The following is a 19419-nucleotide window of genomic DNA, read 5'->3' on the forward strand; positions in this document are numbered from 1 at the left end:
CGTCATGAGTCCCCGCACCCCAAAGAAAACCCGCTCAGTCGCACCATCGCGCATCCGCGAAGGCATGCCCTTCCCCCTCGGCGCCACCTGGGATGGCCTTGGGGTCAACTTCGCCTTGTTCTCGGCCAACGCCACCAAGGTCGAGCTGTGCCTGTTCGACTCCACCGGCGAGCAGGAACTCGAGCGCATAGAACTGCCCGAATACACCGACGAGATCTACCACGGCTACCTGCCCGACGCTCACCCCGGCCTGGTCTATGGCTACCGGGTGTACGGCCCCTACGAGCCGGAAAACGGTCACCGCTTCAACCCTAACAAACTGCTGATCGACCCCTATGCCAAGCAACTGGTCGGCAGCCTGGAGTGGTCAGAGGCACTGTTCGGCTACACCATCGGCCACCCCGATGGCGACCTGTCATTCGATGAGCGCGACAGCGCGCCCTTCGTGCCCAAATGCAAGGTGATCGACCCGGCCTTCACCTGGGGCCGCGACCAGCGCGTGTCGGTCCCCTGGGAACGCACCATCATCTATGAAGCACACACCCGCGGCATCAGCATGCGCCACCCGGCAGTGCCGGAAAAACTGCGCGGCACCTTTGCCGGCCTGGCCAACGACGAGCTGCTCAAGCACATCAAGGAGCTGGGCGTCTCCAGCATCGAGCTGCTGCCGATTCACGCCTTCGTCAACGACCAGCACCTGCTGGACAAAGGCCTGAACAACTACTGGGGTTACAACAGCATCGCCTTTTTCGCCCCGCACCCGCGCTACCTGGCCAGCGGCAAGATTGCCGAGTTCAAGGAAATGGTCGCCCACCTGCACGACGCCGGGCTGGAGGTCATCCTCGACGTGGTCTATAACCACACCGCCGAAGGCAACGAGCGTGGCCCGACCCTGTCGATGCGCGGCATCGACAACGCCTCGTACTACCGCTTGATGCCGGACGACAAGCGTTACTACATCAACGATTCCGGCACCGGCAACACCTTGGACCTGAGCCACCCCTGCGTGCTGCAGCTGGTCACCGACTCACTGCGCTACTGGGCCGGCGAAATGCACGTGGACGGCTTTCGCTTCGACCTGGCGACCATTCTTGGCCGCTACCACGAAGGGTACAACGAGCGCCACGGCTTCCTCGTCGCTTGCCGCCAAGACCCCATGCTGAGCCAGGTCAAGCTGATTGCCGAACCTTGGGACTGCGGGCCCGGTGGCTACCAAGTGGGCAACTTCGCCCCCGGCTGGGCCGAATGGAACGACCGCTTCCGCGATACCGCACGGGCCTTCTGGAAAGGCGACGAAGGCCAGTTGGCCGACTTCGCCGCACGCTTGACCGCATCGGGCGACATGTTCAACAACCGCGGGCGCCGGCCGTATTCCTCGGTCAACTTCATCACCGCCCACGATGGTTTCACCCTGCGCGACCTGGTGTCGTACAACCACAAGCACAACGAAGACAACGACGAGAACAACCAGGACGGCACCGACAACAACCTGTCGTGGAACTGCGGTGCCGAGGGGCCGACCGACGACCCGGACATCAACGCCCTGCGCATGCGCCAGATGCGCAACTACTTCGCCACCCTGCTGCTGGCCCAGGGCACGCCGATGATCGTCGCCGGCGACGAGTTCAGCCGCACCCAGCATGGCAACAACAACGCCTACTGCCAGGACAGCGAAATCGGCTGGGTGAACTGGGACCTCGACCAGGAGGGCAAAGAGCTGCTGGCCTTCGTCAAACGCCTGACCCGCCTGCGCCTGGCCTACCCGGTGCTGCGCCGCTCGCGCTTTCTGGTGGGCGATTACAATGAGGCGATCGGGGTCAAGGACGTGACCTGGCTGGCACCGGATGGTAACGAAATGAGCGTGGCGCAGTGGGAAGACCCGCATGGGCGCTGCCTGGGCATGCTGATCGATGGCCGCGCGCAGGTCAGCGGCATCGCCCGGCCGGGTGCCGAGGCCACGGTCCTGTTGATCGTCAATGCCCATCATGATGTTGTGCCATTCAAGTTGCCGGCGGTACCTGAAGGTGATTACTGGAGCTGCCTGATCGATACCGACCGGCCAGAGTTGCGCAAGGGGCAACACCTGCAGTTCGACAGCACGTTCGAGGTCAAAGGCCGGTCGGTGCTGCTGATGGTGTTGCAGCACGAGGAGGAGTGAACCCGGGGTGGCCGCGCCTGTCCGACTGTGTATTGGTTGGCTGCACCGGCCCTATCGCCGGCAAGCCAGCTCCCACAGGTAAGGCGCAGGCCATCAGGCGGTGCAGAACCTGTGGGAGCTGGCTTGCCGGCGATAGGGCCGGTAGATGCAACACACATGCACCTGCGATCGAGGAGGAATTGTGAACCCCGAAGCCGGCGGTAAAGGTTTCGCCAGCGTCAACCAGGGCCCGGCCGTGAAGCGGCTGCGGGTACTGACGGTGAACACCCACAAGGGCTTCACCGCCTTCAACCGGCGCTTCATTCTGCCGGAACTGCGCGAGGCGGTGCGCAGCACCCAGGCCGATATCGTCTTCCTCCAGGAAGTGCTCGGCAGCCACGACCGTCACGCCGCGCGTTACCCCGGCTGGCCGCAGACCTCGCAGTACGAATTCCTCGCCGACAGCATGTGGAGCGATTTTGCCTACGGCCGCAACGCGGTGTATCCCGACGGCCACCACGGCAATGCGCTGCTGTCCAAATACCCGATCATCGAGCACCGCAACCTTGACGTTTCGATCACTGGCCCCGAACGCCGTGGTCTGTTGCACTGCATCCTGGATGTGCCGGGGCAAGGCCCGGTTCATGCAGTCTGCGTGCACCTGTCGTTGCTGGAGAGCCACCGGCAACAGCAGCTGCAGCTGCTTCGTAAATTGCTCGACTCCCTGCCTGCCGATGCCCCGGTGATCATCGCTGGGGATTTCAATGACTGGAAAAGCCGCGGTAACCGTACCCTTAGCCTGCAACTCGACCTGCACGAGGCTTTCGAGCGCCACCATGGCCACCTCGCCCGCACCTACCCTGCCCGCCTGCCACTGCTGCGCCTGGACCGCATCTACCTGCGTAATGCCGAAAGCCACGGGCCGCGGATTCTGGGGCACAAACCTTGGTCGCACCTGTCAGATCACCTGCCGTTGGCGGTGGAAGTGCGGCTTTAGCAATCATTCTTCATAGCCGTGGCACGGCAAATAGCGAACCCCGCTATACCCCACTGTTTTGCTCTTCAAAACAATGGCTTAAGCATCACCATGCAACGTGAACACTTCCTTCACGCTTTCTTGACGCAAGCGGTGTCCTCTCCTTAGCTGAACATTATCAAGCAGTAAAGATCTCGCGCCGAGCCTCTAGCTCGCGCCTTCGTGCGCGCTTGCGAAGGGTGGCGTGCTGGTTTGGGTCGCCCACTGTTTTTGCCGTACAGCTCGTGACAACAGGCCAGGTCCTCGGCTGTACCCCACAAAAACAAAGGAGATCCGCCATGAAAAGCACCTCGAAACCCTTGCGCTTCGACAGCATTTTCTACGCGGTTTCCACGTCGCTGCTTCTGGCAACCCCGGTGGAAACTTTCGCGTACGAACTGCAAGGTGACCCCACCTCGCCTGGCTTTCTGCAACAGCCCGCGATGCCGCAGATGTCGCTTGACCCGGTGAGCGCCAGTGGCTTGAGCATCGGCACCCTCACTGCGTTTTCGCAAACGATGAGCGCCCGCCACGGGCAGGCGGCGCCGGACATGATCGCCAGCCAGTGGGCACAGTTTTTCCCGACCACCGCGCGCAATGGTGCACAACCCCCAGACCAGCTGGAGGCACCCAGCCAACAACTGGTGATCGGCCCGGACCTGTTCGTGCGTGAAACTGCAGCGGGCAATGTGCACCGCGCTGGGGTTTTCGTGGGGCACAACAACCTGCAAAGCACCTTCAACGGCATGCGCCCGCTGCTGGGCGACAAGCAGCGCAATGCGGTGAACCTGAGCGGGGAAAGCCTGGGCGTGTACTGGAGCATGACCCATGAGCAGGGCTGGCACCTGGATGCCGTGGCCATGGGTTCGCGGATCGATGTACTGGGCCGTGGCGAAAACGGCCAGCGCCTGGACGACAGCGGCCATGCGATGACCTTCTCGGTGGAAGGCGGCTACCCGATCCGCCTGGGCGGCAACTGGGTGATCGAACCCCAGGCCCAGTTGATCAACCAGCAGTTCTTCCCCGGCAACCAGGTGCAAGAAGAAACCCTGCAAGCCTTCGACAGCCAGCCGAGCTGGAGCGGCCGGGTCGGTGCCAGATTGTCCGGGCGCTACGAAGTGCACGGCATGCCCATCGAACCCTATGTGCGGACCAACGTGTGGTACGACTTCAGCAATGCCGACGAAGTGAAGCTGGACCAGGTCGACAAGATCTCCAGCTCGCGTTACTCCACCACGGTGGAATTGGGCTTGGGGCTGGTGGCGCGGGTGACGCCTTCTGTGGCCTTGTTTGTCAGCGCCGATTACAGCAGTGATGTGGATGACAATGACCTGAACGGGTTGATTGGCAGCCTTGGTGTGCGGATGCGGTGGTAAAACGCCTGCTTAAGTTGTCAGGCGCGCTCATGCGCCTGACAACCTGGTTTGCCCGCCCATCAATCGAAGTTTGAACATGTTTAGCAATGTTAAGCGACAGGCCGTGTCCACAGATGTCTAGACATTACCCAGCGCTGCGTCCTGCCTGATAGATCCAACGTAGGCATAGATGTCGGGATCGTTGAACATTGTCCAATTTGCATATTGGAAGCCCGAATTCAAAAGATCCCGATGAGACTCGGGGGCTGACGACAGAGTCGCTAGCTCAGACTGAGTTATCTGGGATGGAGGTGCGACTGCGGGCAATGTGGATGACGCAGGTGACCCAGCAGAGGGACTTGACCGCCTTGGAGGCGTGCCAGTTTTACCCACATAGAAGTACGTATTGCTCTCAGGATGACGATAGCCTGTCAAGTCAGTGGGCAGACCGACTTCTGGATGTGTCTTCACTGCATAGTTATCGCCCACGAGCTTGAGTGTAAAGGCAGTTCCGGCATTTCCCTTACTATTCATGATAAAACCCTTCACCCGTAAATCTCCATTCTCTGGCAGGCGCAGGCCGTTCATAAAACTTTCCGTCCTCTTGAGGTCCTTGAACAAGGCACTGATTTTCGGATGCCAAACAGGTGCCCTGCCTGTCGGATCGGATTTGTTGACGGGGTCACCCTGGCAGTAGGCATAGCAATTCAGCCCGCCTTGCGCAAATGGGCTCCAGTCGTCAGGGCTAAGAAAGCGCATGAGCATTGGGCTGTAGACTCTTTTTCCATTCCCAAGCAAGTAGTTAGCGATGATAGGGTCTTTGCGTTCGCCGTTAAAGCCCAGTTGCATTTGTGCACACACGGGTCGGTGCCCGTACGGAGAATAGGCAATAGTGTGCAGATGTTGATCCCCAAGCACCGATCCGGGCACGTCAGTTTTATACAAGCTCGTCGAGATTTCTTGCGGGCCTTCCGTACGACAAGACAAAGCAATAGGCCCATGTCGCAGGATACGACTGGGCCCGTTTCCGACTGGATCAGTTGATACCACTAGCCGCCCCTGTAGGTAAAAAAAACGTCTGCATGCTGACATGGTTCTGCCCCTCTACAGATGAGATCAGGAATGATGAGAAGCAAGATCTCATTCGGGATCCCAGAAGCACAACTAGCAGAAATACCAGCGCTTCTTCCCCGGCAACCAGGTGCAAGAAGAAACCCTGCAAGCCTTCGACAGCCAGCCGAGCTGGAGCGGCCGGGTCGGGGCCAGATTGTCCGGGCGCTACGAAGTGCACGGCATGCCCATCGAACCCTATGTGCGGACCAACGTATGGTACGACTCCAGCAATGCCGACGAAGTGAAGCTGGACCAGGTCGACAAGATCTCCAGCTCGCGTTACTCCACCACGGTGGAATTGGGCTTGGGGCTGGTGGCGCGGGTGACGCCTTCTGTGGCCTTGTTCGTCAGCGCCGATTACAGCAGCGATGTGGATGACAATGACCTGAACGGGCTGATTGGCAGCCTTGGGGTGCGGATGAGGTGGTAGGCAGGCCCGGCCCTTTCGCGGGCGCGCCCGCTCCCACAGCGACAGCACAGGGACTGAACATTGTGCAATCCCTGTGGGAGCGGGCATGCCCGCGAAGAGGCCAGTGCAGGCAAAACGTCAGGCCGGTTTCATTATCAAAACGCCAAGGGGCGGCAAATTTAGCGCCAGCGACAATGGCTGCCCATGGCTGGCCACTGCCTCACTGGCCACTGCCCCCAAATTGCCTACGTTAGACCCTGCATACAGCTCGGCATCGCTGTTCAGCAATTCCTGCCAGCGCTCGCCAAACGGCACGCCAATACGGTAGCCCTCACGCGGTACCGGGGTGAAGTTGGCCACCACCAGCACCGGCTCGCCGCTGCTGCTCCAGCGCAGCCAGGCGTATACGCTGTTCTGCGCGTCGTCACCAATCAGCCACTGGAAGCCCTGCGGCTGGCAATCCTGCTCGTGCAGCGACGGCTCTTCGCGGTAAAGGCGGTTGAGGTCGCCCACCAGGCGCTGCACGCCTTGGTGCTCGGGGTACTGCAACAGGTACCAGTCCAGTTCGCTGTCATGGTCCCACTCACGCCACTGGCCGAACTCGCAGCCCATGAACAGCAACTTCTTGCCAGGGTGCGCCCACATGAAGGTGAGGTAGGCGCGCAGGTTGGCAAACTTCTGCCAGCGGTCGCCGGGCATCTTGTCGATCAGCGAGTGTTTGCCATGCACCACTTCGTCATGGGAGATGGGCAGGATGAAATGCTCGGAATAGGCGTAGATCAGCCCGAAGCTCATCTCGTTGTGGTGGTGGGTGCGGTGCACCGGGTCGTTCTGGATGTAATGCAGGGTGTCGTGCATCCAGCCCATGTTCCACTTGTAGGCAAAGCCCAGGCCGCCCTGCTGGGTCGGCTGGCTGACGCCGGGCCAGGCGGTGGATTCTTCGGCAATGATCAGCGCACCCGGGGCCTCGACGGCAGCCACGCCGTTTAGGTGGCGAATGAAGTCGATAGCCTCCAGGTTCTCTCGCCCGCCGTAGCGGTTGGGCACCCATTCGCCGGCTTTGCGCGAATAGTCGCGGTACAGCATCGAGGCCACCGCATCCACGCGCAGGCCGTCGATGTGGAAGTGCTTCAGCCAGTGCAGCGCCGAGGCCATCATGAAGCCGCGCACTTCGTTGCGGCCAAGGTTGTAGATCAGCGTGTTCCAGTCCTGGTGGTAGCCCTCCAGGGGGTTGTCGTATTCGTACAGGGCGGTGCCGTCGAAACGCGCCAGGCCGTGTTCGTCAGTGGGGAAATGCGCCGGCACCCAATCCAGCAGCACGCCAATGCCGCCTTGGTGGCAGGCATCGATGAACGCGGCAAAGTCCTCGGCAGTGCCGTAACGCGAGGTGGGCGCGAACATCGACAGTGGCTGGTAGCCCCAGGAGCCGCCGAACGGGTGCTCCATGATCGGCAGCAATTCGATATGGGTAAAGCCCAGCTCCTGCACATAGGGCACCAGCCGCTCGGCCAGTTCGCGCCAATTGTAGTAGCGGCCGACTTCGCCTGCCTCGTCCAGTTCGCAGCGCCATGACCCTGGGTGCAGTTCGTAGATCGACAAGGGCGCATTGTAGGCATGGCGCTGGGCCCGTTGTGCCATCCAGTCGTGGTCCTGCCACGCATGGCTGAGCTCACCGGCCACCTTGGACGCGGTGCTCGGCGGCAATTCGGTAGCGCGGGCCAGCGGGTCTGCTTTGAGTGGCAGTATCCCGTCCTTGCCCAGCACCTCGAACTTGTAGGTTTCGCCCACGCCCAGGCGCGGCACGAACAGCTCCCACACCCCGGCGCTGTGGCGCAGGCGCATGGGGTGGCGGCGGCCGTCCCAGTTGTTGAAATCCCCTACCACCGACACCCGCCGGGCATTCGGCGCCCATACCGAGAAACACACGCCGTCGATGCCCTCTACCTGGATCGGCTGGGCCCCGAAGCGCCCGGACAAGTCGCGGTGGTTGCCTTCGGCGAACAGGTGCAAGTCCATGTCGCCCAATTGCGGGCCAAAGCTGTAGGGGTCTTCGGTGACTTGCTCGCCACCGGCCCAGCCGATTTGCAGCAGATAGGCTTGTGCATCATCAAGGTGCGCGGTGAACAACCCCGGCACTGCGCCTTGCACCATTTCGGCCAGCACGCGCCCATCATCGCGCGCCAGCACCCGGGCATTCAGCGCATTGGGCAGAAAGGCGCGGATAAACACACCGCCCTTGCCGTCGCCATGGGGGCCAAGTACTGCAAAAGGATCGGCGTGTTCGGCGCGGGCCAGGGCGTCCAGGTCCCGTTGCCGAAGGCCGCCGTTTTCACGCGTGGTTGCATTCATCTATGACTCTCCCCAGGTACTGATCAGTCCATGCAAGCCATGCAAAGGCACGGCCAGCCAGCTCGGACGGTTTTCGGCTTCATATGTGATCTCGTAGGCGGCTTTTTCCAGGCAGAACAATTCCAGTGCGGCGCGCTCGCCTTCGGCCATTTTCCAGGCATGGGGCATGGCGGCGGTGGCCAGGCCATAGGCTTCGACAAAGGCGTGGCGCGACTGATGCAGGTACTGCCGGGCGACCCGCTGACGAGCCTGCTGCGCCGGGCCGGAAAGGTCGACCGCAGACGCGCTGCGCAGGATCATCGCAGCAGCATAGTCGAAGGAGCGCAACACGCCGCTGACATCCTTGTACGGGCTGTGTTTTGCCCGGCGCTCTTGCAGTGGACGGGACGGTTCGCCCTCGAAATCGATCAGGTAGGCATCGCCCTGCACTACCAGCACCTGGCCCAGGTGCAGGTCGCCGTGCACCCGCATCAGCAGGCCACCCTCGGCCTGCTCCGCCAGGCTGGCGATGTGCTGGGCCAGGCCATCGCGCTGCTGTTGCAGGTCGTCGACCAGGGCCTGGCTGTCGGGGTCGAGGGCGTCACGGTGCTGGGCCAGCAGGTCAAGGGCGTGGTTCAGTTCGGCGCTGATCTGGGTACCCCAGCGCTGGCTGTCGTCAGCATCGCTGGGGCGTGGGCGGAAGGCCTCATCGTCGGTCGGCGCGGCCAGCAGCAGGTGCATCTCGCCCAGGCGTTGGCCGAGCAAGGCGGCAAAGCCGGTGAGCTCCTCCAAGGCATCGGTGTGTCCCTCGGCCTCGCCGCCAGCCGGCGCCATCTGGTCGCGGATGGCCCGCTCCAGGGTGTTCTGGGTCCAGGCCCAGGCATCGCCCTGGTTGCTCAGGTAGCCCTGGGCGATCATCAGCAGGTGCGGGGCATTCTGCTCGTCCACCCGACTGACCCAGGCCAGCAATGGCGAGATATTGGCAAAACCGGCGGCGGTCAGGTAGGCACTCATTTCCAGCTCTGGATGAATGCCCGGGTTGACCCGGCGGATCAGCTTGAGCACCACGCTGTCGCCGATCACCACCGAGCTGTTGGACTGCTCGGCGCTGAGGTAGCGCACTGCACTTTCATCGTTCAACCCAAGGGCCGCCAGCAGGCCGGTGCACTCGAAACGCAGCTCGCCAGCGCCACTGCCACAGGGCAGGCGCAGGCCATTCTGGCAGCCGTGCAGCACCGCGCGGATAAACGGTTCGAGCACGAAGGCATCGGTAATCAGGCCTACCTGATGGGCACGGCGCACCCGCGACAAGGCCAGCTGCTGCGGCAGCGCTGTGTTGATCTGATCTTCGGGCAGCAGGCCAAACGGTAGCTGGTAGTGGTTGGCCACACCCCCGCTGAGCACTTCGATTTCGCTGAGCAGCACGGGCGTGGTGGCGGTAGCGAAGCGCACGCCGTAGCGCAGGCGCACCTCGTCTATAGGCCCTTCCTTGCCGGCGAACCAGCGCCGCTTGGGCAGGTACTGCGGCAGGATGGTGGTTTGCAGGGTGTCGCGGGCGGGTGCTTCCAGCAGTTCTTCCATGCGCTTGCGCAATACCAGTGTAGTCAATTCGGGTAACCCCTCGGTGGCCTGGATGTGCCAGCTGGGCATACGGTCGTGGGAGGCCAGCAGGAACCAGTAGAAGGCATAGGGTGGCAGGGTCAGCAGGAACGGCAGTTGCCCGATGGGCGGGAAGGCGCTGCCGCCGAGCATCTCCACCGGTACTTTGTCGGCGTATTGTGACAATTCCAGTTCGGCAGCCTGGGCGGCGCGGGATACGTTGGCCACGCACAGGATGACCTCGGTGTTGCCATCGGCATCGGTGTACTCGCGGATGTACGCGAGGATGCGCCGGTTGCTGGGCGTAAGGGTTCGCAAGCTGCCGCGGCCAAAGGCCTTCTGCTGCTTGCGCACGGCCAGCATACGCCGGGTCCAGTTCAGCAATGAGTGCGGGTCGTGGCTCTGCGCTTCTACGTTGACGGTCTGGTAGCCGTATAGCGGGTCCATGATCGGCGGCAGCACCAGGCGCTGCGGGTCGGCACGGGAGAAACCCCCGTTGCGGTCCGGCGACCACTGCATGGGCGTACGCACCCCGTCTCGGTCACCGAGGTAGATGTTGTCGCCCATGCCCAGCTCGTCACCGTAGTACAGGGTTGGCGTGCCCGGCATCGACAGCAGCAAACTGGTGAGCAGCTCTATGCGCCGGCGGTCACGCTGCAGCAGCGGTGCCAGGCGCCGCCGAATGCCCAGGTTGATGCGCGCGCGGCGGTCTTCGGCGTAGTAGTTCCACAGGTAGTCGCGCTCGCGGTCGGTGACCATTTCCAGGGTCAGCTCATCGTGGTTGCGCAGAAAGATTGCCCATTGGCAGTTGGCCGGAATTTCCGGCGTCTGGCGCAGGATGTCGGTGATCGGGAAGCGGTCTTCCATCGCCAGGGCCATGTACATGCGCGGCATCAACGGAAAGTGGAAGGCCATGTGGCACTCGTCGCCATCACCTTCGCCAAAGTAAGGGCGGGTATCTTCCGGCCACTGATTGGCCTCGGCCAGCAACATGCGGTCGGGGTAGTTGGCGTCGATTTCAGCGCGGATGGCCTTGAGCACATCGTGGGTTTCGGCGAGGTTCTCGTTGTTGGTGCCGTCGCGTTCGATCAGGTAAGGGATCGCGTCCAGGCGCAGGCCATCGACACCCAGGTCCAGCCAAAAGCGCATCACCCCGATCACCGCCTTGAGCACCAGCGGGTTGTCAAAGTTGAGGTCTGGCTGGTGCGAGTAGAAGCGGTGCCAGAAGTACTGGCCGGCGACCGGGTCCCAGGTCCAGTTGGACTTTTCGGTGTCGAGGAAGATGATCCGCGTGCCGTCGTATTTCTGGTCGTCGTCCGACCACACGTAGAAGTCGCGCGTCTTGCTGCCGCGCTTGGCGTGGCGCGCACGCTGAAACCAAGGGTGCTGATCGCTGGTGTGGTTGATCACCAGTTCGGTGATCACGCGCAAGCCACGCTTGTGTGCCTCGCTGATGAAACGGCGGGCATCGGCCATGCTGCCGTAGTCGGGGTGCACGGCCTTGTATTCGGCAATGTCGTAGCCGTCGTCGCGCCGTGGCGAAGGGTAGAAAGGCAACAGCCAAAGGGTGTTGACGCCCAGTTCGGCAATGTAGTCCAGCTTGCTGATCAGGCCGGCGAAATCACCGATGCCGTCGTTGTTCGCGTCGAAGAACGACTTGATGTGCAACTGGTAGATGACGGCGTCCTTGTACCACAGCGGGTCATCGATGAAGGCTGCCGGGCGTGAACGCTTGGCCATGGGTGACTCCTTTCAATTGCATGCACAGACATCCGAGCTTGCTAGATCCCTGTGGGAGCGGGTTTACCCGCGAAGATGACACCGCGGTGCATGGCACCGGCTTCGCCGGTGTTCGCGGGTAAACCCGCTCCTACAGGGGCACAGTCTTAGCCTTGTTAACGGGCTTTTTCGATGCGCCAGATCCCGAATGGCTGGTGCCAGGGCTCGATACGCATCCACTGGGTCTTGCCATGCCAGGTCCAGCGGTGGCCGTTCATCAGGTCTTCGCCCAAGGTGTCGGCGTCGTCGTCCAGGCCCAGCTCCCACAGCGGCAGCTCGAAATGCGCCTCCTGGGCGTTGTGCGGGTCCAGGCTGATCGCCACCAGGATGAAGTTGTCACGCTCTGGCGTACGCTTGGCGAAGTACAGGATGTTGTCGTTCCAGCAGTTGAAAAACGCCACTCCCAGGTGGGTTTGCAAGGCGCGGTTCTGCCGGCGAATACGGTTGAGCTGGGCGATCTCGGCGATGATGTTGCCGGGCTGGGTGAAGTCGCGCGGGCGGATTTGGTATTTCTCCGAATCCAGGTATTCCTCTTTGCCCGGCAACGGCGCGCTCTCGCAAAGCTCAAAGCCCGAATACATGCCCCACAGCCCCGAACCCATGGTCGCCAACGCGGCGCGGATCAAAAAGCCCGCGCGCCCCGAGGTGTGCAGGAAGAACGGGTTGATATCCGGCGTGTTGACGAAAAAATTCGGCCGGTAGCACTGGCTCCACGGCGACTGGTTGAGCTGCTCGTAGAATTCGCGCAGCTCCTGCTTGGTGTTCCGCCAGGTGAAGTAGGTATAGCTTTGCGCGTAGCCGACCTTGCCCAGGCGCGCCATCATCGCGGGCTTGGTGAATGCCTCGGCAAGGAAGATCACATCCGGGTAGCGGGCGCGCACATCGGCGATCATCCATTGCCAGAACGGCAGTGGTTTGGTGTGCGGGTTGTCGACGCGGAAGGTTTTCACGCCCTCCTCTACCCAGCCGACCACCACGTCGCGCAGCGCCAGCCACAGCGACGGGACGGCATCCGGGGCGTAGAAATCGACGTTGACGATGTCCTGGTACTTTTTCGGCGGGTTCTCGGCGTAGCGAATGGTGCCGTCCGGGCGCCAGCTGAACCAGCCGGGGTGCTCTTTGAGCCAAGGGTGGTCCTGCGAGCACTGGATAGCGAAATCCAGGGCGATTTCCAGGCCATGCTCGGCGGCAGCGGCAACCAGCCGACGGAAGTCTTCCCGCGTGCCCAGCTGCGGATGGATGGCGTCATGGCCGCCTTCGGCACTGCCGATAGCATAGGGGCTGCCAGGGTCGCCGGGCTCGGCCTTGAGGGCGTTGTTGCGGCCCTTGCGGTGCTGCGTGCCGATGGGGTGGATGGGCGGGAAGTACAGCACGTCGAAGCCCATGTCACGGATCATCGGCAGGCGCTGGTGCACGTCATTGAAGGTGCCGTGGCGCTGTGGGTCGTCGGTGATCGAGCGCGGGAACAGCTCGTACCAACTGGCGAACTGCGCGGCCGGGCGGTCGACATCGATGGGGAATTCGCGGCTGCGGGCCAGGTAACTGCGGTGCCCCGCTTCGCTCATCAGGTGCGCGACGTTCGGGCCCAGCAACAGTGCCACCTGCCCGTCGGTATCCAGCTCCGCCAGGCGCTGCTGCAGTGCTTCGAGCTCATCGCGCACGGCACCGCTGCACAGCTCGATGCCTTTGCCCAGGATCAAGCGGCCCTCTTCCAGTTCCAGTTTTACCTCGACACCGGCGTTGTACTTTTTCTCCAGGTCATGGCTATAGGTGGCGAACGGATCGACCCAGGCCTCGATGCTGAACAGGTGCGGGCCAAGTTCGGTGGGGGTGAACTCGGCCAGCCACAGGTCGTTGCCCGCCGATTGCATCGGCAGGCAATGCCAGCGCCGGCTGTGCGCCTGGCGCCAGTTGAGCATCACCGCCAGGCGGTCGTGGCCATCGCTGTAGACCTTGCTGCTGACCGCCACCGGCTGGCCGCTTATGGCCTTGGCGGCAAAGGTGCCGGCTTCGAGCACGGGTTCGGTGTCTTCGATCACGATACGCGGCGCCAGCAGCGCCTGGGACAGGCTGATGGCCTGCTCGGGGTGATCATTCGCCATGGGCACACTTTCAAAGGGCTCGTTACGTGACATCGACCTTGCTCCCTCAGGCTGGTGGCGGTAAGGGTTCAGAGCCGGGTACAGGCGCGGGGTTCAAAAAAATTGAGCGAACGGCAGCTGCCAGCGGTCAGAGCCTGCAGCACCTCTTCATTCCACCCACGCGAGGTCAGGCCATGAACATTCCCATTCCACCGGAAACCCCCGATCCCAACATCGACGACCCCAGCTTGCCGCCGCCCGTGCCGGAAGAAGAGCCGGACGAGCTGCCGATCAAGCCAACCATGCCGCCAACGGTGGGCGACCCGCCGAGCCAGGAGCCACCGGTGAAGGCTTAAGGGTAGACCACGCCACCTGATATTTTTGCCAGTAGCGGTGCCGATGGGTTGTGCTGAAGATTGAGGCTCCCGATATCAAGCCAGGAGCCTCCTTCATCGTGGATACCGCAACCCGCCGGCAGCGTGAGGAATACGAGCGACAAGTGGTCGATATGCTTCAGGATGCAGGTGTGGTCGATGCAGGGCCAGGTACCTTGCTGGCACATCTGGACAGGGACAAATGCGAATTTGCGTTGATGCAGCTGGAAGCGCGTTACAGCGTTCGTTTGCGCCGTGACTACCTGAGCGTTGCCGAGGTTGCCGGCGAACTCTACAAGGCGCTGAATGTGCATTAACCAATGCGGCCCTTTCGCGGGTAAACCCGCTCCCACAGGTACTGCGCCGACCTATGATGCGGCGCCGTACCTGTGGGAGCGGATTTACCCGCGAAAGGGCCAGTTGACCCAACCCATCAACCCGCAGATACCGCCGAGATCTCCGCCACACTGATCTCCCGCATGCGGAACTTCTGCACCTTGCCCGTCACCGTCATCGGGTATTCGTCAACAAAGCGGATATGCCGCGGCACCTTGAAGTGTGCGATGCGTGCCTTGCACCAACCCTGCAGTTCCTCGACCGTGGCGTGGTGCCCTGGGTGCAGCTTGATCCAGGCCACGATCTCCTCGCCATAGCGGCTGCACGGAATGCCGATCACCTGCGCATCGGCGACCGCCGGGTGGCTATAGAAGAACTCCTCAAGCTCACGTGGGTAAATGTTCTCGCCACCGCGAATGATCATGTCCTTGTTGCGCCCGACAATGCGCACGTGGCCGTGCTCGTCCATCACTGCCAGGTCGCCCGAATGCATCCACCCGGCCGGGTCGATGGCATCTGCCGTGGCTTGGGGGTTGTCCCAGTAACCCAGCATCACGCTGTAGCCGCGGGTGCACAGCTCGCCAATCTCACCGCGCGCGACGATGCAGCCGTCGGCGTCCACCAGTTTGTTTTCAAGCTGCGGCTGGGTGCGGCCAACGGTGGTCACGCGCAGCTCCAGGTCATCGTCCGGGCCGGTCTGCAGCGACACCGGGCTGGTTTCGGTCATGCCGTAGGCGATCTGCACGTCAGCCATGTGCAACTGGTCGATGACCCGGCGCATCACCTCGATCGGGCAGGTGGCACCGGCCATGATGCCGCTGCGCAGGGTCGACAGGTCCATGCCTTGGCGGGCCGGGTGGTCGAGCATTGCAATGAACATGGTCGGCACGCCGTACAGGATGCTGGCACGCTCCTCGGCCACGGCGCGCAGGGTGAGCTCGGCGTCGAAGGCGTCGTTGGGGTAGATCATGGTGCTGCCATGGGTGATGCAGCCGAGGTTGGCCATGACCATGCCGAAACAGTGGTACAGCGGCACCGGGATCACCATGCGGTCATGTGCGGTCAGGCCCAGGCTCTCGCCGACCATGAAGCCATTATTGAGAATGTTGTAGTGGCTGAGCGTGGCCCCCTTGGGCGCCCCGGTGGTGCCGGAGGTGTACTGGATGTTCACCGGCTGGTCGAATTGCAGGCTTTGCTGGCGGGCAGTGCAGGCATCGCTCGAGGTCTGCCCTGCCCGCTCGGCCAATGCGTGCCAGGGCAGAAAGCCGGCAGGCGGGTTGGCGGCCAGGCTGATCACGCCGCGCAAGTCCGGCAGGCCCTCACTGACCAGTTCACCTGGCGTAGCGCAGGCCAATTCTGGCACCAGTTCCTGGACCATGGCGTGGTAGTCAGATGTCTTGAAGGCATCGGCACACACCAACCAGCGGCAGCCGGACTGACGCAACACATAGTGCAGTTCGCCCACGCGGTAGGCCGGGTTGATGTTGACCAGGATGGCGCCGACCTTGGCACTGGCCAGCTGCAAAATGCACCATTGGGCGCAGTTGGGCGCCCAGATGCCGACACGGTCGCCGGTGTTCACGCCCAGGGTCATAAGCGCACGGGCATGCACTTCGACCTGTTCGGCCAACTGCCGCCAGCTGTAGCGCACGCCCTGATGGCGCGACACCAGCGCCTCGCTATTGGCACAGCGGGCCACCGTGGCATCGAAGGCCTGGCCAATGGTCTGGGTCAGCAAGGCTTGGTCCTGGCGACCGCGGGTATAGCTCGGTTGACTCATGGGTGTCCCTTCTTGTGGTTGTTCTGGGCACGACTGAAGCAAGCGGGAATACTCTGGCGCAGATTTACGTTTACGTAAAGGTGATGAGTGGATTGACAGTGACCCCATGCAGGTTTACGTTAACGTAAAGGTGATGAACGATACCGGGTTCATCGGCACGGCACCGACCCTGTGGGAGCGGGTTCACCCGCGAATGCGATCAGTCAGGCAATGACGGCGACCCTGCTGACGCATTCGCGGGTAAACCCGCTCCCACAGGGTCGGCGCAAAGCCCTTGAGCCACGGTGCAACCCCATTTCAAGAACAAGAAGGTGCCCCAGCATGCATTACCCCTCCCTGAACTTCGCCTTGGGCGAAACCATCGACATGCTCCGCGACCAGGTGCGCACTTTTGTGGCCGCCGAGCTGGCACCCCGCGCCGCGCAAATCGACCACGACAACCTGTTCCCCGCCGACATGTGGCGCAAGTTCGGCGACATGGGCCTGCTGGGCATCACGGTGTCGGAAGAGTACGGCGGCGCCGGCCTGGGCTATCTGGCCCACGTGGTGTCGATGGAAGAAATCAGCCGCGGTTCGGCCTCGGTGGCACTGTCCTATGGCGCCCACTCCAACCTGTGCGTCAACCAGATCAACCGCAACGGCACCCATGAACAGAAGCTCAAGTACCTGCCCAAGCTGATCAGTGGCGAGCACATCGGTGCGCTGGCCATGAGCGAGCCCAATGCCGGCTCCGACGTGGTGTCGATGAAACTGCGCGCCGAAAAGCGCGGCGACCATTACGTGCTGAACGGTAGCAAGACCTGGATCACCAACGGGCCCGACGCCAACACCTACGTGATCTACGCCAAGACCGACCTGGACAAGGGTGCGCACGGCATTACCGCGTTCATCGTCGAGCGGGACTGGAAAGGCTTCAGCCGCAGCAACAAATTCGACAAGCTGGGCATGCGCGGGTCCAACACCTGCGAGCTGTTCTTCGATGACGTTGAAGTGCCGGCAGAAAACATACTCGGCCAGCTCAACGGCGGCGTGCGCGTGCTGATGAGCGGCCTGGACTACGAGCGCGTGGTGCTGTCCGGCGGCCCGACCGGCATCATGCAAAGCTGTATGGACCTGGTGGTGCCGTACATTCACGACCGCAAGCAGTTCGGCCAGAGCATCGGCGAGTTCCAGCTGATTCAGGGCAAGATCGCCGACATGTACACCCAACTGAACGCCAGCCGCGCCTACCTGTACGCCGTGGCCCAGGCCTGCGACCGTGGCGAGACCACCCGCAAGGACGCTGCCGGGGTCATCCTGTACACCGCCGAACGCGCCACGCAAATGGCCCTGGAGGCGATCCAGATTCTCGGTGGCAACGGCTACATCAACGAATTCCCGGCGGGCCGCCTGCTGCGCGATGCCAAGCTGTACGAAATCGGTGCCGGCACCAGCGAAATCCGCCGGATGCTGATTGGCCGCGAGCTGTTCAACGAAACCCGCTGAGCATAAAGGACGGGCGCACATGGCTACCTTGCACACCCAGATCAACCCGCGTTCGGCGGAGTTCGCCGGCAACAGCGCGGCCATGCTCGAACAGGTCCAGGCCCTGCGCGGCCTGCTCGCCCAGGTGGCCCAGGGCGGCGGGCCCAAAGCCCAGGAACGACACACGTCGCGTGGCAAGCTGCTGCCGCGCGAGCGCATCGACCGCCTGCTGGACCCGGGCTCGCCATTCCTCGAAATCGGCCAGCTGGCTGCCCATGAGGTCTACGGCGAAGACGTGCCCGCCGCTGGCGTTATCGCCGGCATCGGCCGCGTCGAAGGCGTGGAATGCATGATCGTGGCCAACGACGCCACGGTGAAAGGGGGGTCGTACTACCCACTGACGGTCAAGAAACACCTGCGTGCGCAAACCATCGCTCAGCAGAACCGCCTGCCGTGCATCTACCTGGTGGATTCGGGCGGCGCCAACCTGCCGCGCCAGGACGAAGTGTTCCCCGACCGCGAGCATTTCGGGCGGATCTTTTTCAACCAGGCCAACATGAGCGCGCAGGGCATCCCGCAGATTGCCGTGGTGATGGGCTCGTGCACGGCTGGCGGCGCCTACGTACCGGCCATGGCCGACGAAGCGATCATGGTGCGCCAGCAGGCGACGATCTTCCTCGCCGGCCCTCCGCTGGTAAAAGCCGCCACAGGTGAAGTGGTCAGCGCCGAAGACCTGGGTGGCGCCGATGTGCATTGCCGCACCAGCGGCGTGGCCGACCACTATGCGGATAACGACGAGCACGCCCTGGCCATCGCCCGGCGCAGTGTGGCCAACCTCAACTGGCACAAGCTGGGCAAGCTGCAGCGCCTGGCCCCGGTGGCGCCACTGTATGCCACCGACGAGTTATATGGCGTGGTACCGGCGGATGCCAAGCAACCGTTCGACGTGCGCGAGGTCATTGCGCGGCTGGTCGATGGCTCGGTGTTCGATGAGTTCAAAGCCCTGTTCGGCACCACCCTGGTGTGCGGCTTCGCCCACCTGCACGGCTACCCGGTGGCGATCCTGGCCAACAACGGCATCCTCTTTGCCGAAGCCGCGCAAAAAGGCGCGCACTTCATCGAGTTGGCCTGCCAGCGTGGCATCCCACTGCTGTTCCTGCAGAACATCACCGGCTTCATGGTAGGCAAGAAATACGAAGAAGGCGGCATTGCCAAGCACGGCGCCAAGCTGGTCACCGCCGTGGCCTGCGCCCAGGTGCCGAAGTTCACGGTGATCATCGGTGGCAGCTTTGGTGCCGGCAACTACGGCATGTGCGGCCGTGCCTACGACCCGCGCTTTTTGTGGATGTGGCCCAACGCACGCATTGGCGTGATGGGCGCCGAACAGGCCGCTGGCGTGCTGGCGCAGGTCAAGCGCGAGCAAAGCGAGCGCAGCGGCCAGCCCTTCAGCGCCGACGACGAGGCCAGGCTCAAGCAACCGATCCTCGACCAGTACGAGCACCAGGGCCACCCCTACTATTCCAGCGCCCGCCTGTGGGACGACGGCGTCATCGACCCGGCACAAACCCGCGATGTACTTGGCCTGGCGTTGTCTGCCGCGCTGAACGCACCGATCGAACAGAGCCGCTTCGGCATTTTCCGGATGTGAC

12 protein-coding genes and 1 pseudogene are annotated in these 19419 nt (G+C 62.7%); 8 read left to right on the forward strand and 5 right to left on the reverse strand.

The window, feature by feature from the left end:
* The first annotated feature begins 4 nt into the window (after positions 1-4).
* The 3 genes from glgX (at position 5) to JOY50_RS06745 (ending at position 4528) form a co-directional block, all read left to right on the forward strand.
* Positions 5-2158 (forward strand): glycogen debranching protein GlgX, encoded by a 2154-nt coding sequence (glgX, locus tag JOY50_RS06735; RefSeq protein WP_132841842.1) that lies wholly within the window; start codon positions 5-7, stop codon positions 2156-2158.
* A 181-nt stretch (positions 2159-2339) separates the two neighbouring features.
* Positions 2340-3134, forward strand: coding sequence for an endonuclease/exonuclease/phosphatase family protein (locus JOY50_RS06740; RefSeq protein WP_132841845.1), 795 nt, complete (start codon positions 2340-2342; stop codon positions 3132-3134).
* A gap of 317 nt (positions 3135-3451) precedes the next feature.
* On the forward strand, positions 3452-4528 hold the full coding sequence (locus tag JOY50_RS06745; protein ID WP_019470129.1) for an autotransporter outer membrane beta-barrel domain-containing protein: 1077 nt from the start codon (positions 3452-3454) through the stop codon (positions 4526-4528).
* A 117-nt stretch (positions 4529-4645) separates the two neighbouring features.
* Here the strand turns inward: JOY50_RS06745 and JOY50_RS29215 are convergent, their stop codons facing one another.
* Positions 4646-5599, reverse strand: coding sequence for an RHS repeat-associated core domain-containing protein (locus tag JOY50_RS29215; RefSeq protein WP_138736033.1), 954 nt, complete (start codon positions 5597-5599; stop codon positions 4646-4648).
* A gap of 85 nt (positions 5600-5684) precedes the next feature.
* Between JOY50_RS29215 and JOY50_RS06755 the strand changes: the two are divergent.
* Positions 5685-6050: pseudogene (locus JOY50_RS06755) on the forward strand (autotransporter domain-containing protein); the annotation flags it as partial.
* Between the two features lie 117 nt (positions 6051-6167).
* Here the strand turns inward: JOY50_RS06755 and glgB are convergent.
* From glgB to JOY50_RS06770, 3 genes are all read right to left on the reverse strand, one after another.
* Positions 6168-8378, reverse strand: a complete 2211-nt coding sequence (gene glgB, locus JOY50_RS06760) for a 1,4-alpha-glucan branching protein GlgB (protein WP_243054968.1) — start codon at positions 8376-8378, stop codon at positions 6168-6170.
* Positions 8379-11696, reverse strand: coding sequence for a maltose alpha-D-glucosyltransferase (gene treS, locus JOY50_RS06765; RefSeq protein ID WP_243054969.1), 3318 nt, complete (start codon positions 11694-11696; stop codon positions 8379-8381).
* Positions 11697-11851: 155 nt separating this feature from the next.
* Positions 11852-13870: an alpha-1,4-glucan--maltose-1-phosphate maltosyltransferase gene (locus JOY50_RS06770; protein ID WP_243054970.1), complete on the reverse strand. Its 2019-nt coding sequence runs from the start codon at positions 13868-13870 to the stop codon at positions 11852-11854.
* Positions 13871-14010: 140 nt separating this feature from the next.
* Here JOY50_RS06770 and JOY50_RS06775 point away from each other — a divergent pair, with 140 nt between their 5' ends.
* A complete protein-coding gene (locus tag JOY50_RS06775; RefSeq protein ID WP_012273262.1) occupies positions 14011-14172 on the forward strand; it encodes a hypothetical protein in 162 nt (53 codons plus the stop codon).
* Positions 14173-14270: 98 nt separating this feature from the next.
* Complete coding sequence (locus JOY50_RS06780) at positions 14271-14507, forward strand: hypothetical protein (RefSeq protein WP_238342573.1); 237 nt, start codon at positions 14271-14273, stop codon at positions 14505-14507.
* Positions 14508-14623: 116 nt separating this feature from the next.
* Here the strand turns inward: JOY50_RS06780 and JOY50_RS06785 are convergent, their stop codons facing one another.
* Positions 14624-16306, reverse strand: coding sequence for an AMP-binding protein (locus tag JOY50_RS06785; protein ID WP_243054971.1), 1683 nt, complete (start codon positions 16304-16306; stop codon positions 14624-14626).
* Positions 16307-16627: 321 nt separating this feature from the next.
* Here JOY50_RS06785 and JOY50_RS06790 point away from each other — a divergent pair, with 321 nt between their 5' ends.
* On the forward strand, positions 16628-17791 hold the full coding sequence (locus JOY50_RS06790; RefSeq protein ID WP_056803169.1) for an isovaleryl-CoA dehydrogenase: 1164 nt from the start codon (positions 16628-16630) through the stop codon (positions 17789-17791).
* A 19-nt stretch (positions 17792-17810) separates the two neighbouring features.
* Positions 17811-19418 carry a carboxyl transferase domain-containing protein gene (locus JOY50_RS06795; RefSeq protein WP_243054972.1) on the forward strand — a complete coding sequence of 536 codons (1608 nt, stop codon included), beginning with the start codon at positions 17811-17813 and terminating at the stop codon, positions 19416-19418.
* Position 19419: the final 1 nt, after the last annotated feature.

Source organism: Pseudomonas sp. BP01 (assembly GCF_022760795.1).
Lineage (GTDB): Bacteria > Pseudomonadota > Gammaproteobacteria > Pseudomonadales > Pseudomonadaceae > Aquipseudomonas > Aquipseudomonas putida_Q.

Bases quoted from the DNA above. Each gene is read 5' to 3' on its own strand.
- JOY50_RS06795 (WP_243054972.1), top strand. From the start codon at position 17,811: ATGGCTACCTTGCACACCCAGATCAACCCGCGTTCGGCGGAGTTCGCC.
- JOY50_RS06745 (WP_019470129.1), top strand. From the start codon at position 3,452: ATGAAAAGCACCTCGAAACCCTTGCGCTTCGACAGCATTTTCTACGCG.
- glgB (WP_243054968.1), bottom strand. From the start codon at position 8,378: ATGAATGCAACCACGCGTGAAAACGGCGGCCTTCGGCAACGGGACCTG.
- JOY50_RS06790 (WP_056803169.1), top strand. From the start codon at position 16,628: ATGCATTACCCCTCCCTGAACTTCGCCTTGGGCGAAACCATCGACATG.
- JOY50_RS06775 (WP_012273262.1), top strand. From the start codon at position 14,011: ATGAACATTCCCATTCCACCGGAAACCCCCGATCCCAACATCGACGAC.
- glgX (WP_132841842.1), top strand. From the start codon at position 5: ATGAGTCCCCGCACCCCAAAGAAAACCCGCTCAGTCGCACCATCGCGC.
- JOY50_RS06770 (WP_243054970.1), bottom strand. From the start codon at position 13,870: ATGTCACGTAACGAGCCCTTTGAAAGTGTGCCCATGGCGAATGATCAC.
- JOY50_RS29215 (WP_138736033.1), bottom strand. From the start codon at position 5,599: ATGTCAGCATGCAGACGTTTTTTTTACCTACAGGGGCGGCTAGTGGTA.
- JOY50_RS06785 (WP_243054971.1), bottom strand. From the start codon at position 16,306: ATGAGTCAACCGAGCTATACCCGCGGTCGCCAGGACCAAGCCTTGCTG.
- treS (WP_243054969.1), bottom strand. From the start codon at position 11,696: ATGGCCAAGCGTTCACGCCCGGCAGCCTTCATCGATGACCCGCTGTGG.